Genomic DNA, 15,396 nt, shown 5'->3' with positions numbered 1-15,396 from the left:
AGGCGGCGGCGCCAGCGGCGTCGCCGTCTCGATGGCCGCTGTATAGGCCCCACCTCCCAACCCTGTCAACAACCATCGTGAAACTTTTTAGACAGCGCAGAAGTTTTTCGAAAAAGCAGCTGTCGGGCCGCCATTTCGGGCCTGAATCGGCCCCCTGGGTGCCTCCCTCCGGCGAGGGCTCGCTCCATTTTTGGGAAGCGGCGCGATTCTCTTCGAGAAAAATGCCGATCGGGCCTCTTCTCGCGGTCAGAAGGAGATCCGGGGCCTTGTCGCAAGCGCTTGCGCTCGCCGCCGCGGCCGGCATCTCATGGCGAAACGCGCGGAAGCACCAGCACGACGGCAAAGCCATCGGCTCTCACGACGAAGCGGATCGTGCCGCCATGGCTGCGGATCACGTCCGACGCGATGGCAAGGCCGAGCCCCGATCCGCCCTTGCCCGTCGAGCCGGATGTGAACGGCGCGAGGACCGAGGCCCATTCGGATGCCGGGATGCCGGGACCGTCATCGAAGACCTCGACCATCGCCTGCGCCCCGTCTTGTGAAACCGTCACCGTCAGGGCCGTCGCGGCGCCATGGGTCAGGGCGTTGTGAATGACGTTGGAGAGGGCCTCCCTCAGGCTGACGGCGTCGGCAGCGATCATCATCGCCTCCTCGGGAGCCTGGAAGGCGATGCGCACCTCGCGATGAAACGACAGTGGAACGGCATCTGCCAGCACCGCCCGCGCGAGAGCGACCAGATCGAGCTGCGCCATCGCGACCGCATCCGAGCGATGGATCACCATGGCGTGGCTGAGGAGCTGGTTGGTCAGGCGCCGGAGTTCGCTGCTGCGATGCTGGATGCGCTCGATCTGCACCTGACGCTGGGCAGCGTTCCGCGTCGTCGAGAGGAGCTCGACCTGGGCGTCGAGCGCCGCCAGCGGCGTCCTGATCTGGTGGGCGGCATCGCCGATGAAGCGTTGCATGATGCGGATGCGGCCGCTCAGGCGTTCCATGAACATGCTGATCGCGCTGACCAGCGTGTGGATCTCGGTCGGCGTCTCGATGCTCAGCGGGCGCAGATCATTGGGATCGCGCGCGGCGAGCTCCTGCTCGATGCGGGCGAGCGGCGCCAGGGCGTAGCGGATGGCCAAGCCGCCGGCGAGCAACGTCAGGAGGCTCATCGCGGCGATGATCAGCACGGCTCTCAGCGTCAGATCGCGCGCGAGCGCGAAGCGCGCCTCGCGCGTCTGCGCCAGAGCGACATAGGCCCAGCCGGCGACGGAGGGCGTCGACAGATACCGGCCGATGGCGGCGATCCGGACGGGTGATCCCTGATAGGTGCCGTCCGACAGGATCGCCCCCTTCTGCGCGGCGGTGACGCTTCCGGGAAAGTGAAGGTCCGGATAGCCGGCAACGACGATGCCGCGCGTATCTGTGACGCTGTAGAAGACGAGGTCGTAGGCGGAGAGCGAGGCGAGGGCGGCGGCCGGCGGGTCCAGCGCGATGACGCCGCCCTGGACGAAGATGTTCTCGGCGAGCTGGATCGCCCCGCCGACGAGGAGCCGGTCATAGGCTTCGTCGGCAGCGACACGCGCATAGGAGTAGGCGGCGACGCTCAATGCGATCGCGCCCACTGAGACGCCCGCGACGATGAAGAGCAGGCTGCGCGCATAGAGCGAGGAACGCAGGCGCTCACGCAACGACAATTTGATAACCCAGCCCGCGCATCGTCCTGATCTCGACGCCGGAGCCGGCAAGCTTCCGGCGCAGGCGGGTCACATATTGCTCGACGGCATTGGGGCTGGGCTCCTGCTCGAAGCCGAAGAGCTGGTCGATCAGCTCTTCCTTGGAGAAGATGCGCTGCGGCCGCCCGGCTAGGATTTCGAGCACGGTGAGCTCCCGGCGCGTGAGATCGAGCGAACGGCCGTCGACGGAGGCGATCCGCGCACTGCGGTCGACCGTGACCTGGCCGCATTGGATGATGTTCGTCGCCTCGCCGCCGCCCCGTCTCAGCAAGGCGCGGGCGCGCGCTTCCAGCTCGCGATAGTCGAACGGCTTGATCAGATAATCGTCGGCGCCGAGATCCAGCGCGCTGACCCTGTCGTCGACCGCCGAGCGCGCGGTGAGGATGAGCACTGGCGTCGCCTTCCGCTTCATGCGCAGATCCTTGAGGATCGCAAACCCGTCCCGCCCCGGCAGCATCACATCGAGGACGATGAGGTCATAAGCCTGGACCTCGGCCAGGTCGCCGGCCACGGCGCCATCCTGTTCCCAGTCCACGGCATGTCCCATCCGCTCGAAGCGCGCGACGATGGCCTCACCGATATCGACCATGTCCTCGACGACGAGAATGCGCATTCACCGTTTCCCTGCACCGTTTCCCTGCACCGCCAGGTGAGACAGGCGTCAGTCAGTTTCGTGTCAGTTCGGCCCTGTAAGGTCCAGCCAAGCATCCCGAAACGTGGATGCAAGGCAACGACTTTCGGAGGAAACATGACGCTTCCCGCGCAATCCGCGCCGCTGCTCGATGTCGACGGCGTCACGCTGCAATACAAGACGCGCGACGCGCTGGTCACGGCGACCTATCGGGTCAGCTTCGAGGTGCATCGATCCGACCGCTTCATCCTGCTCGGACCGTCCGGCTGCGGAAAATCGACCCTGCTCAAGGCGATCGGCGGCTATATGAGCCCGGTCGAAGGGGCGATCCGCCTCAAGGGCCGCGAGGTCAAGGCTCCCGGGCCTGACCGGATGATGGTGTTCCAGGAATTCGACCAGCTCCTGCCCTGGAAGAGCGTCATCGAGAACGTCGTCTTCGCCCTCGAGGCCAGCGGCCGCTCCAGCGGCCGGGAGGCGATGGACAAGGCGCGCCACTATGTCGACATGGTCGGCCTGTCGAAATTCGCCGACAGCTACCCCCATACCCTGTCGGGCGGCATGAAGCAGCGCGTCGCGATCGCCCGCGGCATGGCGATGGAGCCCGACGTCCTCTTGATGGACGAGCCCTTCGCGGCGCTCGACGCCCTGACGCGGCGCAAGATGCAGGACGAGTTGCTGCAGCTCTGGGAGGACACGAAGTTCACCGTGCTGTTCGTGACGCACTCCATCGAGGAGGCGATCCGCTGCGGCACGCGCATCCTGCTGCTGTCGCCGCATCCCGGCCAGGTCCGCGCCGAGCTGAACAGCCTGACGGCAGAAGAGGTCGGCACGGCCTCGCAGGTCGCGCTCGAGGCCCGCATCAACGACATGCTCTTTGCGCATTGAGGTCGACATGAACGTTTCCACCTCTCCGCTTCATATCCGCCCCGAGATCATCCGCGACCAGCAGGCGACGGATGTGCCCGCCGTCGAGAAGGCGCTGACGCCGTTCGAACGGATCTACCGCATCGGATTTGTCCGCAAGGCTGCCCTGCTGATCGCGCTGGCCGTGATTTGGGAGACCTATGGCCGCTGGCTCGGCAACCCGCTGCTGTTCCCGACCTTCACTGCGACGATCGAAGCGTTCTGGGAGAATCTCGCCAATGGCGTCATCCCGGCGCGCGCCTTGTCCTCGATCCAGACGCTCTTGATCGGCTACGGCATCGGCATCGCGCTCGCCTCGATCCTGACGACGGTCGCCATCGGCTCGCAGATCGGCACCGATCTGCTGGAAACCCTGACCTCGATGTTCAACCCGCTGCCGGCGATCGCCTTGCTGCCGCTCGCCTTGATCTGGTTCGGGCTCGGGCAAGGCAGCGTCATCTTCGTGCTGGTGCATTCCGTGCTGTGGGCGATCGCGCTCAACACGCATTCCGGCTTCCGCTCGGTGTCGAACACGCTGCGGATGGTCGGGATGAACTATAATCTGCGCGGCCTGCGCCTGGTCGGGAAGATCCTGATCCCGGCCGCCTTCCCGAGCATCCTGACCGGGCTGAAGGTCGGCTGGGCTTTCGCCTGGCGCACGCTGATCGCGGCTGAACTCGTCTTCGGCGTCTCCTCGGGCTCGGGCGGTCTCGGCTGGTTCATCTTCGAGAACCGCAACCAGCTCGAAACCGCCAATGTCTTCGCCGGGCTGTTCACGGTCATCATGATCGGCCTGTTCGTCGAGAACGTCATCTTCGCCGCGATCGAGCGCAACACGGTCCAGCGCTGGGGCATGCAGAGCTGAGGCGACATCTCCACAAGACCACAAGGCCGGGCCAATCCGGCATCATCCGGGAGGATACCATGATGAGCATGACAAGACGCCTGGCCGCCGTTCTGACGGGCGCGGCCCTCATTCTCGCGATCGGCGCCCCCGGCGCCATGGCGGAGGTCAAGGAAGTCCGGATCTCCAAGGGCTACGGCATTCTCTACCTGCCCCTGATCGTGATGCAGGACCAGAAGCTGCTGGAGAAGCAGGCCGCCAAGGCCGGTCTCGGCGATATCGCGACCAAATGGCTGGTTCTCGACGGCGGCAACGTCATCAATGACGCGATGATGGCCGGCACGCTGGATTTTGCCGGCACCGGCGCGCCCGGATTCGTCACGCTCTGGTCGAAAGCCAAGGGCATTCCCAATGTCGAGGTCATCGGCATCGGCGGCATGAGCGCGACCTCGCTTTCGCTCAACTCGATCAACCCGAATGTGAAATCGCTGAAGGATTTCACCGCGAAGGACAAGATCGCGCTTCCCGGCATCAAGACCTCGCTCTCGGCCGTCGTGCTCCAGATGATGGTGGCCAAGGAGTTCGGCCGCGAGAACTTCGCCAAGCTCGACCCGATGACCGTGAGCCTGCCGCATCCCGAGGCGCTGGCGGCGCTGACCTCCGGCAAGACCGAGATCACGGCGCATTTCACCTCGCCGCCGTTCTCCTTCCTCGAGCTCAACGACCCCAAGGTGCATCTCGTCGCCGATTCCATCGACGTGATCGGCAACATAACGCTCGACGTCGTTTTCGCGCCGAAGAAATTCGTCGATGCCAATCCAAAGATGACCGACGCCTTCCTCGCCGCCCTCGACGAGGCCTGCGACTTCATTGCCCAGAACAAGGACGCCGCGGCCGAGATCTTCGTGCGGGGCTCGCCGGTCAAGGTCTCGAAGGACGACGTCCTGACCATGCTCAACGACAAGGGCGCCAAATTCTCGGCCACCCCCGACAAGGTGATGGATTTCGCCGAGTTCATGGGCCTTGCCGGCACGATCAAGGTGAAGCCGGCCAAATGGACCGACATGTTCATCCCGCAGATTCACGGCCGCAAAGGCAGCTGACGCAATCCCGAGTACCCGCCCTTGGCGGGCCCGGACTGGCGGCCTCATCGGGAGCTTCGAAGCCGCCCTCGCCTCCTTGCCCAGGGATCCGGAAGGTCTCAACTTCCGGATCCGGGTCGTCGCGCCGTCATCTGCGGCTCGCATAAGGCAGCGTCAGTCGCTAGATTTCCCCAATGCGCCCGACACAGATTCGCAGCTGTGAGCTTTCACCCCAACAGAATTCCCAGCGTCGCGCGCCCCAATCGCCGGGCGCTTCGGCAACAGGGCCGTTGCGCTCGCGGCAGCAGATATGATGGAAACCGAAACCGTAGTTGCGCGTTCTGGTCGCATCACGGAGACGAAACGATGATATTCGAGTTCGTGTCAGCCGGGGCGGGCCGTGACGCCATCCATTGTCACTCTGAGGGGCTTCAATCATGAGACGTGTTATCGCGGCCGCCGGCATGCTGAGCCTGGCCCTTCTGGCAACCGGCTGCGTCCAGCAGAGCCGCGAACGCGTGATCGTGGTGAGCCCCGAGCCCGGCCGCGGACCGGCCATCACGAAGCGCATTACGCCCGATGGCGCCGGAGGCCTGTTTCTTCCAGACGGATCGCGTGTCGAGGTGGATCGCGCCGGGGGCTTCACACTCCCCAATGGCGACTATGTCCGCCGCGACGCATCCGGCGCGCTGAACTTGCCCAATGGCTCGCGCTGCCTGCCCGACGGGCAAGGCGGGTATGGCTGCCCGTAGCATTCGGCGGGCCATGGCTTCGCAGGTGATCCGAGTTTGCTTCGCTGGCTCGGGCTACCTGCATGCCGGAAGACGATCAACAGGTCGGATATCTCAGTAAGTCGCCCGGCCGCCTGACAGGTCGAAAATGCCTCCCGTCGAGAAGGAGCATTCGTCGCTGGAGAGCCAGAGCACCAGGCGCGCGACCTCCTCGACCTCGACGAAACGCCCCATCGGGATGCGGCCGAGGATGTCGGCGCGGCGCTCGGCCGAGATTTCCCTGGCCATCGCCGTCTCGGCCGCGGCCGGCGTGACCGCGGTGACGATGATGCCGTCGAGAGCCGTCTCCTTGGCGACGCTCTTGGTCAAGGCGAGCAGCCCGGCCTTCGAGGCGGAATAGGCCGCGGCCTTGGCCATGCCTTCCTTGCCCTGGATCGAGGCGATGTTGACGACATGGCCGCGCAGCGGATGCAGCGTGATCGCAGAAGCACGCGCCGGCTGCCGGCGCATCAATCCGACAACCGCGCGGGTGACGAGATAGGAGCCGAACAGATTGACCTGCAGCACGCGCTGGAAATTCTCTGGCATCGTCTCCCAGACCGGCTTCACCTCCCCGAGCACGCCGGCATTGTTGACCAGGATATCGATGCGGCCATGGTCCTTGAAGACGGCCTGCGCTGCGACCTCGACCGCGGCAGCGTCGGTGATGTCGAGCACGCGCGCGCGGGCGCCTTCGCCCAGTTCCGCAACCGCATCGGCAAGGGCTGCGCAATCGGCGTCCCAGAGCTCGACGATCGCGCCGGCCTCGATCAAGGCATGTGCGATGCCGCGCCCAAGCCCGCCGGCGCCGCCGGTGACGATGGCGATGCGGTCAGCAAGATCATAACGCGCACGCATCAGCCGGCGCTCCAGGCCGTCTTGGTGCGGGTGATCTGATGGCGGTAGAGGCCCAGCGAATAGGGGCCGCTCCCGCCGATCGCATCGAGCTTCTCGCCGGCGAGCTCCGTCTTGGCGAGCGCGACGAAGGCCGCCTCGTCGCCCCAGCCTTCGAGCAGCAGCACCCAGCGCGGCACGGCATTGGCGACACCGCGCGCCTTCTGCTCGGCGGTGGCGACGCCGCTCGCCTCGGCATCAGCCGTCAGCAGGTGCACGCCGGCGACGCCGGGCCCGGCGAGCAGGTCGGGAATGGTCTGGCGCAGCAGTGTCGCCTTGTGTGCGGCGGCATCCGCATCCGCCACGTCGTAGCGCAATGTCGCGATCAAGCCGCCCTGGGCTGGGCCGGTGCTGTGGGCGACGCGGCAGATCGAGCGCGCGACGGAGCGGAAATGCTTCACCGCCGCGAGCGTCCAGGGTGTCGGCGCGTTGACGCGGGCGGTGTAGTCCTGGCTCTTCAGGACTTCGACGCTCAAGGCCTCGTAAAGATTGAAGAATTCGAGGTCGGCCTCGATCGCGACATAGCGCCGGCCGCGCGTGAAACCGGGAATGCCGAGCCGTTCCGGCATGTGCTCCTGGCCATGCCAGGCATAGAAGATCTCGCGCCCTTCCGGCGCGATGTCGTGCCAGATCGCGACCGCGCCTTCTCCAGATAAGCTCACTGAAACCCTCCCGGTCGCGTCTCGTTAGGGCGCGTTGACTCCGCCTCTTGCCGTTCGTATATGAAATTCAATTCTGAATTGGAAATCAATTCCAAAATAAAAATCAACGGGGACGACAAGGAGACCACTCGTGACGATCGCAGCGGTGGAACGGGCGTTGAAGGTGCTGGAGGCGTTGTCGGGTGAGCCCGATGGCGTCGATCTCAGCCTTCTCGCAGAACGCCTCGATCTGCCGGCCAGCGCGACGCACCGGCTTCTGGCAACGCTCGCTGAGCGCGGTTTCGTCGCTCAGGACGCGTCCAGCGGCGCCTATGGGCTGACGCTGAAGCTCTCCCAGCTTGCCTTCCGCAATCTCGATCTGCGCGGCCTGCCCGACGCAGGACAGATCGTGCTCGACGGGCTTGCCCTCGCGACCCGCGAATATTGCCGCCTTGCCGTGGTCGAGGGCGAGAGCCTGGTCTGGATCGCGCGGGCCCAGGGGGCGACCGCTGGCCTGCGCTATGAGCCGCCGATGGGCACCGAGATCGTGCTGCACGCCACCGCGACGGGAAAGGCCTGGCTCGCCTCCTTGCCGGAGGCCGAGGCACTGCGCATCGTCTGCGCGCGCGGTTTCCGGGCCGATGGCCGCACCGGCCCCAATGCCTTGCAGGATGTCGATGCGCTGCGTGCCCATCTCGACGAGACCCGCCGTCGCGGTATCGCGCTCGCGGTGGAGGAAGGCGAGATCGGCACCGTCGCCATGGCGACGACCTTCCGCGCCGGCTCCGACAGCGATGCTCCCGTCGCGGGCACGCTCAGCGTCGCGGGCCCGGCGGCGCGCATGAGCGAGAGCCGGCATGGCGAGATCAGCGACGCCTTGCACCAGGCCGCGCGCGCCATGGCGGAGATCTGGCCGCTGCGGCGCCGGCAGATCCAGAGCCTCGCCCCCACCGTCGCAGGCGGCGAGCCGCGCCACAGTCTTTCCGCAGGGATGAACGCATGACGGACGAGGTCGCAACCCGGCCGACGCAGCAGCCCAATGAGGCCTCCCAGGCACAGAGCCGGGCCGGCGCCTGGACATCTGCGATCGCCTGGCCGCTGGCGAGCTTCGCCGTGCTGCTGCTGGCCTGGCAGTGGCTGGTGCCGCTGGCGGGTATCCCCGAGTATATCCTGCCCGTGCCGAGCGCCTTCTTCGAGCGGCTCTGGACCGACCGGGGCCTGATCTTCCAGCACACGCTGGTGACGGGCAACGAGATCGTGCTCGGCTTCCTGATGGCGGCGGTGATCTCGATCCCGCTCGGCTACATCATCGTCTCCGTGAAGATCCTGGAAAAGGCGATCTATCCGGTGATCGTCTTCTTCCAGCTCGTGCCGAAGATCGCGATCGCCCCGCTCTTCGTGGTCTGGTTCGGCTTCGGCCTGTTCCCCAAGGTGCTGCTCACCTTCCTGCTCTGCTTCTTTCCGACGCTGGTCGCCAGCATGACGGGGTTCCGGGCGCTGGACGAGCGCGTACTCTATCTGACCCGCTCGATGGGCGCCTCCGCCTGGCAGACCTTCCGCTATGTCCGGGTGCCGGCCGCGCTGACCTATATCTTCTCCGGCCTCAAGGTCTCGGCGGTGTTTGCCGCGACGGGCGCGATCGTCGGCGAGTTCGTCGGCGCCAATGCCGGGCTGGGCTATCTCCTGCTGCGCGGCACCAGCTTCCTCGACATGCCGCTGATCTTCGCCTGCCTCGTGGCGCTCAGCCTGGTCGGGATCCTGTTCAGCTATCTCGTCGACGGGCTCGAGGTCGTGCTGATGCCATGGCAGCGCAAAGGCTGACGAGCGCAGGAGCTGACGCACCGATCCATTCTGTTCACGAACGAACCATCAACCCGGACCAACCGGGGCTTACGGGAGGACCAAGACCATGAACCGACGCATGTTGATCACCACAGTCGCCATGCTCGCACTCGGCGCAGGCACCGCCTTCGCGCAGAGTGCCGGCAAGCCGATGAAGATCACGCTGAACTTCCTCGCGGCCGCGCCCAATGCCGGCTTCATGATGGCCAAGCAGCTCGGCCTCTACGAGAAGGCCGGCATCAACCTGACGATCGAGGAGGGCAAGGGCTCGGGCACCACGGCGCAGATGGTCGCCACCGGCCAGACCGATATCGGTTTCGCCGACGCACCGGCCGCCATGCAGCTGCGCACCAAGGGTGCTCCGGTCAAGATCATCGCCCCCGTGCTCCAGACCAACGGCTTCGCGATCATCGCGCTGGAAGACGGCAAGATCAATGCGCCCAAGGACCTCGTCGGCAAGAAGCTCGCGGTCCAGCCGGGAACGGCGCAGACGACGCTGCTGGAGGCCATCCTCGCCAGCAACGGGATCGACAAGAGCAAGGTCGATGTCATCGCGATCGATCCGGGCGCCTTCGTCGGCGCGCTGCTCGAGAAGAAGGTCGACGCGATCCTGGGCGGGGCCGATTTCCACTCGATCCAGATCCGCGAGCGCGGTTTCAAGGTCCGCGACATCTTCTACCGCGATGTCGGCGTGCCGACGGTGGGCTTGTCGATCATCGCTCGCGACGACCGGATCAAGGCCGATACGGCGCTGTTCAAGGCATTCGTCGAGGCGAGCCTCCAGGGCTGGGACGCGGCGCGCAAGAATCCCGAAGCGGCGGCGGACGCCGTCGTGGCGCAGTTCCCGGCAGTGAAGAAGGCGCAGGTGCTGGCGCAGTTCGATGTCGTCAACAAGCTGCTCTGCGCGCCGGGAGCAACCTCGCTCGGCAAGGTGCCGGAGACAAACTGGACCGTCAGCTACGACCTGCTGACGCAATATCTCGGCCTGCCCAAGGACAAGCCGATCACCGATTACTACACGACCGAGCTGCTGCCAGCCTCGGCACCGGCCTGCCCGTGAGGCGATGATGCTTCCCAGCTCCGCGCAGCCCGGCACCGGCGCCGCCTCCATTTCCGGACGCGGCGTGATCAAGAGCTTCGGCGGCTTCACCGCCGTCGATGGTCTCAGCCTCGATATCAGGAGTGGCGAGTTCGTCAGCCTGATCGGCCCTTCCGGCTGCGGCAAGAGCACCTTCATGCTGATGGCGGCGGGGTTGATGCCGATCAGTTCCGGCGAACTCCTGGTCAATGGCAAGCCATTGACCTCGCCGCTGACCGATATCGGCATCGTCTTCCAGGACCATCTCCTGCTGGAATTCCGGACGGCGCTGGAGAACGTCATGCTCCAGGCCGAAATCCGCGGCCTGCCGCTCGCGCCTGCGAAGGAGCGGGCGCTGGAGCTCTTCGCCAAGCTCGGCATCAGCCACGCCGTCGACCGCTACCCCAAGCAGCTTTCGGGCGGCATGCGCCAGCGCGTCTCGATTGCGCGCGCGCTGATCCACGATCCGTCCGTCCTGATGATGGACGAGCCTTTCGGCGCGCTCGACGCGATCACCCGCACCCAGATCCGCCACGATCTCGAAATGCTCTGGCTGGAGACGGGCAAGACCGTCGTCTTCATCACCCACTCCATCGACGAGGCGATCGGCCTGTCTGACCGCGTGCTGGTGATGTCGCCGACGCCCGGCCGCGTGGTCGACGAGATCGCAATCGAATTGCCCCGCCCGCGTCCCGCGCATCTCGGCGACTATCCGAGCTTCAACGCCTATGCCGACCGTATCCACGACGCGTTCCGGCGCTTCGGCGTGATCAAGTACTAGGAACCGCGCCGCCAGCCGGACAGGGCACGGTGCCCTTGCCGTCATTGCGAGCGCAGCGAAGCAATCCAGGAGGGCTCGCTCCACATCCCCTGGATTGCTTCGCTGCGCTCGCAATGACGATGGGGCGGCGCCGAGGTCACAGCCTCCTGATGCGGAGCATTTGACAACGAGCGGATCATCTCCCAGTCTCATTCTTACATAAAACAAGAATGAACAGGGTGGAGATGTGAAGGGGGCATGGAGCCGGCAGGAGACGCGCGCCGCGGTTCTCCGCTATCTCTGGCGCTCCGGCGGATCGTTCCGGCCGGATGTGATCGCTCATGTCGGCCTGACCGATGCGAGCATCTCCCGCATCGTGGCCGATCTCAAAGCGGAAGGTCTCGTCGACGAGTCCCGCAAACGCGCGCCTTATCGCGGCGGCCCCAGCACGTTTCTGACGCTGAGCGAGAGCCAGTTCGTCGCGACGATCGAACTCTCCAACAACCGCCTGCATGCCGGCGTCGGAAGCCTCAAGGGCGAGGTGCTGTTCTCCGCGCAGCACGAGCTGCCCGACGGTACGGCGGCGATGGACGCGGAAAGCACCGCGGCCGCAGCCATCACCGGCATGGCCGATTGGTGCCTGCACCACGACATCGTCCTGCGCCAGGTCGCCGTCTCGGTACCCGGCTACCATCCCGGCCAGGCGAGCAACCCGATCATGGCGCTGCGGCGCGACTTCATCACCCGGGCGCTGGAAGCCGCGCTGCCCGAGGTGCCCACGACTTTCGCCAATTCGATCGTGACACGGGCGCTCGCCCATCGGCTCCAGATCGGCGTGACGCGGGATGAGAGACCCTATTTCTATGTGTTCCTCGGGCATGGGGTCGGCGGCGCCTTCGTCGATGAAAGCGCCGGGCGCGACGATGTGCTCCCCTGCGAAATCGGGCACATGATCATGGACCGGCAGGGCGTGCCGTGCCGCTGCGGCCATTCCGGTTGTCTCGAAGCCAATGTCTCGACAGGAGCCATGGCCCCGCTTTTCGGCAAAGCGGAGCAGCAGATGCTCGCACCCCGCGATAGCTGGCGCGCGGACGTTCAGCTGTCGCCCCATGCCGGGGCCGAGATCGACCTCCGCCTCGCTCAGCTCGGCACGGCGATCGGCAATGCCTTGAATCTCAACCGCGTCAGGCGGGTCGTCGTCGCAGGCTGGCCGGGCGCGGTGCAGGACAGGGCCGGCCCGGCCGTGCTGGCCGGTATCGATCGCAGCCTGTTCGGCGGCGCGGCTGGCGTCGACCTGTCCTTCTCCGCGATCGAGCTCGGCCGGGAGCCCGCATCAGGCATCGCGCTCGCCACCTTCGCCTTCGTCAATCGCGGCGGGCACGTGACCCCGGCGCCCGGCCGCAAGCGAACCCGGCGCCTGACGCCGGAAATGCTGTGACAAACGACACAAAAATCGGGAGGACATTATGAAAGCGCATTGGATTATCGGCGCCGCCCTGCTCGCTCTGTCAGCCGGTTCGGCCGCGGCGCAGAGCGTCCTGAAAGTCAGGCCGTCCGGCGACGTCAAGATCCTCGACCCGATGCTGGGCTCGGATTCGATGGCCCGCAACTTCGGCTACATGGTCTACGATACGCTGTTCGCGGTGGACGACACGTTGGCGGTGAAGCCCCAGATGGTGGCGGCTTGGAGTACCTCTGCCGACGGCAAGACCTGGGACTTCACGCTGCGCGACGGCCTGGCATTCAGCGACGGCCAACCCGTCACCTCCGACGACGTCATCGCCTCGCTGAAGCGCTGGAGCGGCAATGACAGCATGGGCCAGCAGCTCAATGCGCGCGGCGCGGTCTGGAGCGTGACCGACGCCAAGAGCTTCAGGCTGACTTTGTCCCAGCCCTGGGGCTTCGTGCTGGACGCGCTCGGCAAGCCCGGAGCGCCTGTGCCCTTCATCATGCCGGCGCGGATCGCCTCGGCGACGCCCGCCAATCAGGGCGTGACCGACCAGACCGGCTCGGGTCCCTTCATCTTCAAGAAAGAGGAATGGCTCTCGGGCTCGAAACTGGTCTTCGTCAGGAACCCGAATTATGTGCCGCGCTCGGAGGCCCCGAGCGGCTTCGCCGGCGGCAAGATCGCGCGGATCGACCGCGTCGAGTGGCAGATCATCCCCGATCAGCAGACGGCCATGAACGCCGTGCTGAAGGGCGAGATCGACATCAGCGAAGACCTCTCCGCCGATCTGATCGGGCTCGCCAAACCGGCAAAGGACGTCGTCATCGCCCGCCAGGATGAACTCGGCGTGGCGCAGCAGATCCGCATCAACTCGCTGCAGCCGCCATTCAACAATCCCAGGATCAGGCAGGCCCTGCTCCATGCCGTCAACGGCTCCGAGTTCCTGGACGCCGTGATCGAGGATCCCAGCCTCGGCAAGACCTGCCGCTCCTTCTATATCTGCTCCTCGCCCTATTTCACGGAGGACGGCTTTCCCAAGCCGGACCTCGACAAGGCCAGGGCGCTGGTCAAGGAGAGCGGCTATGACGGCACGCCGGTCGTGCTGCTCGACGCCACCGAGAACACCAATATCCACGCCTTCACCATGGTCGCGGATCAATTGCTGCGCAGCATCGGCCTCAAGACGGACGTCCAGGCGATGGATTGGGCCACGGTCGTGAGCCGCCGCGCGAGCAAGGAGCCGGTCGGCAAGGGCGGCTGGTCCATCTTCATCTCCGGTCCGGGAGGGCTCGACATGATGGAGCCGCTCAGCCATCTCGGCCTGCGCTCGAACTGCGACAAGGCCTGGTTCGGCTGGCCTTGCGATGCCGAAATCGAGGCCATGCGATCCGCCTTCGCCGACCTCTCCGACCTTGGCGCACGCAAGGCGCTCGCCACCAAGATCCAGGCCCGAGCGGTTGAGACGGTTCCCTATATTCCGATCGGCCTGCAATACCAGATCAGGGCCCACCGGGCGAACCTGAGCGGAATCCTGACGCCGCCGGCACCGGTCTACTGGAACATCGCGCGGAAATAAGCGGTCGCCGAACCATCAGGCAGCGGAGGCCGGTCGGCGCGTTGTCGAATTTGCTACGATCACTGTTCGAGCTTTCTCGCCCGGCTTCACGATGGCATCGGGCAGGGCTGTCGAATACTATTGCACCTTGGGGGACCCGAACTGAACGTCGACCATCGGCTCGGCGATCGCCGAGCCAGTCTCCTCAACCCGTTCCCGCGCTTCAGCGATGGCTCCCTGCTGCGCATGGCGAATTTCCATGCCGATTCGCGCAGGGTGGCCCGAACGGCTTCCAACCCCGTCTCGACCTCGTGATGAACGGCCCGCGCGGCCGATGAATCCTGGCGATTGTGGACGAGCCCCCGGCAACCCAGCCGACCTCATTGTCCTTGGCACACCAACCGACAGCAACGCACTCATGGAGATCGCCAAGCCGATCATGGCTTCCAGAACAGGCGGCAAGGCTTCGCGCGCCCGACTGCCGCACTATCCGCCTCCGAGGCAGCATCATACTCGCAGCGCACTGGAAAGAATGAAGCATGGCACTCGCATGTATTTGAGACGTGGGTATGATATTGTGTAGCAAGGGGCGGCTTCAGCGTTCCGGGCAGCTTTTTTACAAGGGGGATAGGCATGGGTGTAGCAAACCCGATTGAAACAGTGCTCGGTGTCCTGACGCTGCTGGACGAAACTCATGCCAAGATGAACGGCACGAAATTGGCGTCCTTTCCATGGCGCCCTGCCTCTCCCGAGAGCGCTGATGATCTGACCGACCTTGTCCATGAAGCTCTGGAGAGATGTAGCGATGTCACTGAGGCGGTGATCGTGGTGACCGTCGCGGCCATGGCCAGCAGGAAGCCAGAGCACAGCCGATCGTCGAACACCGTTTCCATAGCGGCATATGTAGCCAAGCTTAAACGGGCATTTTGGCGCGCCTAGAGCGTTTTCAAGCGAAGTGGAATCCGGTTTTCATGAAGAAAACGCGTTAAAACACAGGGCTATGGCTATTGACCGATCCGGTTGGATCGGAAGTTGCTCTAGCCCTGTTCGAACAATCGAGTTTTTCCTCCCTCGATCGTCTCTCCATTGTAAAACCCTCATTACCGAAGCCCGGCAAGCCATCTTCCGAAGTTTGCTCCAATAGCTCCGTGCGGTGAAGCGTTGCTCTCCCAAACTGGGCGCCGGCAGCGAAAACGGGCCGAGTTCCGTACCATCTTCAGATCAG

At 65.2% G+C, this 15,396-nt stretch carries 15 protein-coding genes; 11 read left to right on the top strand and 4 right to left on the bottom strand.

The window, feature by feature from the left end:
* Positions 1-305: 305 nt before the first annotated feature.
* Both CYD53_RS25260 and CYD53_RS25255 read right to left on the bottom strand, forming a co-directional pair.
* Entirely contained in the window at positions 306-1,679 is a 1,374-nt protein-coding gene (locus tag CYD53_RS25260) for a sensor histidine kinase (RefSeq protein WP_245928428.1), read from the bottom strand.
* Positions 1,672-2,337 carry a response regulator transcription factor gene (locus CYD53_RS25255; protein WP_103720851.1) on the bottom strand — a complete coding sequence of 222 codons (666 nt, stop codon included), beginning with the start codon at positions 2,335-2,337 and terminating at the stop codon, positions 1,672-1,674. Before CYD53_RS25255 ends, CYD53_RS25260 begins: the two co-directional genes overlap by 8 nt.
* Before the next feature lie 135 nt (positions 2,338-2,472).
* Between CYD53_RS25255 and CYD53_RS25250 the strand changes: the two genes are divergently transcribed.
* From CYD53_RS25250 to CYD53_RS25235, 4 genes are all read left to right on the top strand, one after another.
* Entirely contained in the window at positions 2,473-3,240 is a 768-nt protein-coding gene (locus CYD53_RS25250) for an ABC transporter ATP-binding protein (RefSeq protein WP_103720850.1), read from the top strand.
* A 7-nt stretch (positions 3,241-3,247) separates the two neighbouring features.
* Complete coding sequence (locus CYD53_RS25245) at positions 3,248-4,123, top strand: ABC transporter permease (RefSeq protein WP_103720863.1); 876 nt, start codon at positions 3,248-3,250, stop codon at positions 4,121-4,123.
* Between the two features lie 62 nt (positions 4,124-4,185).
* Positions 4,186-5,205 (top strand): ABC transporter substrate-binding protein, encoded by a 1,020-nt coding sequence (locus CYD53_RS25240; protein WP_103720862.1) that lies wholly within the window; start codon positions 4,186-4,188, stop codon positions 5,203-5,205.
* 416 nt (positions 5,206-5,621) lie between these two features.
* On the top strand, positions 5,622-5,936 hold the full coding sequence (locus tag CYD53_RS25235; RefSeq protein WP_103720849.1) for a hypothetical protein: 315 nt from the start codon (positions 5,622-5,624) through the stop codon (positions 5,934-5,936).
* Positions 5,937-6,029: 93 nt separating this feature from the next.
* Here CYD53_RS25235 and CYD53_RS25230 read toward each other — a convergent pair whose 3' ends face one another.
* Both CYD53_RS25230 and CYD53_RS25225 read right to left on the bottom strand, forming a co-directional pair.
* A complete protein-coding gene (locus CYD53_RS25230; RefSeq protein ID WP_103720848.1) occupies positions 6,030-6,812 on the bottom strand; it encodes an SDR family NAD(P)-dependent oxidoreductase in 783 nt (260 codons plus the stop codon).
* Positions 6,812-7,510 (bottom strand): hypothetical protein, encoded by a 699-nt coding sequence (locus CYD53_RS25225; protein WP_103720847.1) that lies wholly within the window; start codon positions 7,508-7,510, stop codon positions 6,812-6,814. Before CYD53_RS25225 ends, CYD53_RS25230 begins: the two co-directional genes overlap by 1 nt.
* 130 nt (positions 7,511-7,640) lie before the next feature.
* On the opposite strand from CYD53_RS25225, the gene CYD53_RS25220 reads away from it, so the two are divergent.
* The 7 genes from CYD53_RS25220 to CYD53_RS25190 all read left to right on the top strand — a co-directional run bounded on the left by CYD53_RS25220 (position 7,641) and on the right by CYD53_RS25190 (position 15,110).
* Positions 7,641-8,492, top strand: a complete 852-nt coding sequence (locus CYD53_RS25220) for an IclR family transcriptional regulator (protein WP_103720846.1) — start codon at positions 7,641-7,643, stop codon at positions 8,490-8,492.
* On the top strand, positions 8,489-9,310 hold the full coding sequence (locus tag CYD53_RS25215; RefSeq protein WP_103720845.1) for an ABC transporter permease: 822 nt from the start codon (positions 8,489-8,491) through the stop codon (positions 9,308-9,310). Before CYD53_RS25220 ends, CYD53_RS25215 begins: the two co-directional genes overlap by 4 nt.
* A 100-nt stretch (positions 9,311-9,410) precedes the next feature.
* Positions 9,411-10,391: an ABC transporter substrate-binding protein gene (locus tag CYD53_RS25210; protein ID WP_181012021.1), complete on the top strand. Its 981-nt coding sequence runs from the start codon at positions 9,411-9,413 to the stop codon at positions 10,389-10,391.
* A 7-nt stretch (positions 10,392-10,398) separates the two neighbouring features.
* A complete protein-coding gene (locus CYD53_RS25205) occupies positions 10,399-11,190 on the top strand; it encodes an ABC transporter ATP-binding protein (RefSeq protein ID WP_245928427.1) in 792 nt (263 codons plus the stop codon).
* A 226-nt stretch (positions 11,191-11,416) separates the two neighbouring features.
* Positions 11,417-12,607: an ROK family transcriptional regulator gene (locus tag CYD53_RS25200; RefSeq protein ID WP_103720842.1), complete on the top strand. Its 1,191-nt coding sequence runs from the start codon at positions 11,417-11,419 to the stop codon at positions 12,605-12,607.
* Between the two features lie 28 nt (positions 12,608-12,635).
* A complete protein-coding gene (locus CYD53_RS25195) occupies positions 12,636-14,192 on the top strand; it encodes an ABC transporter substrate-binding protein (RefSeq protein ID WP_103720841.1) in 1,557 nt (518 codons plus the stop codon).
* Between the two features lie 612 nt (positions 14,193-14,804).
* A complete protein-coding gene (locus tag CYD53_RS25190; RefSeq protein WP_103720840.1) occupies positions 14,805-15,110 on the top strand; it encodes a hypothetical protein in 306 nt (101 codons plus the stop codon).
* Positions 15,111-15,396: the final 286 nt, after the last annotated feature.

The organism is Allobosea psychrotolerans (genome assembly GCF_002917105.1).
In the GTDB taxonomy this organism is placed as follows: domain Bacteria; phylum Pseudomonadota; class Alphaproteobacteria; order Rhizobiales; family Beijerinckiaceae; genus Allobosea; species Allobosea psychrotolerans.
The sequence above is the reverse complement of the archived record's forward strand: the minus strand, read 5'-3'. Positions and strand labels throughout refer to the sequence as shown.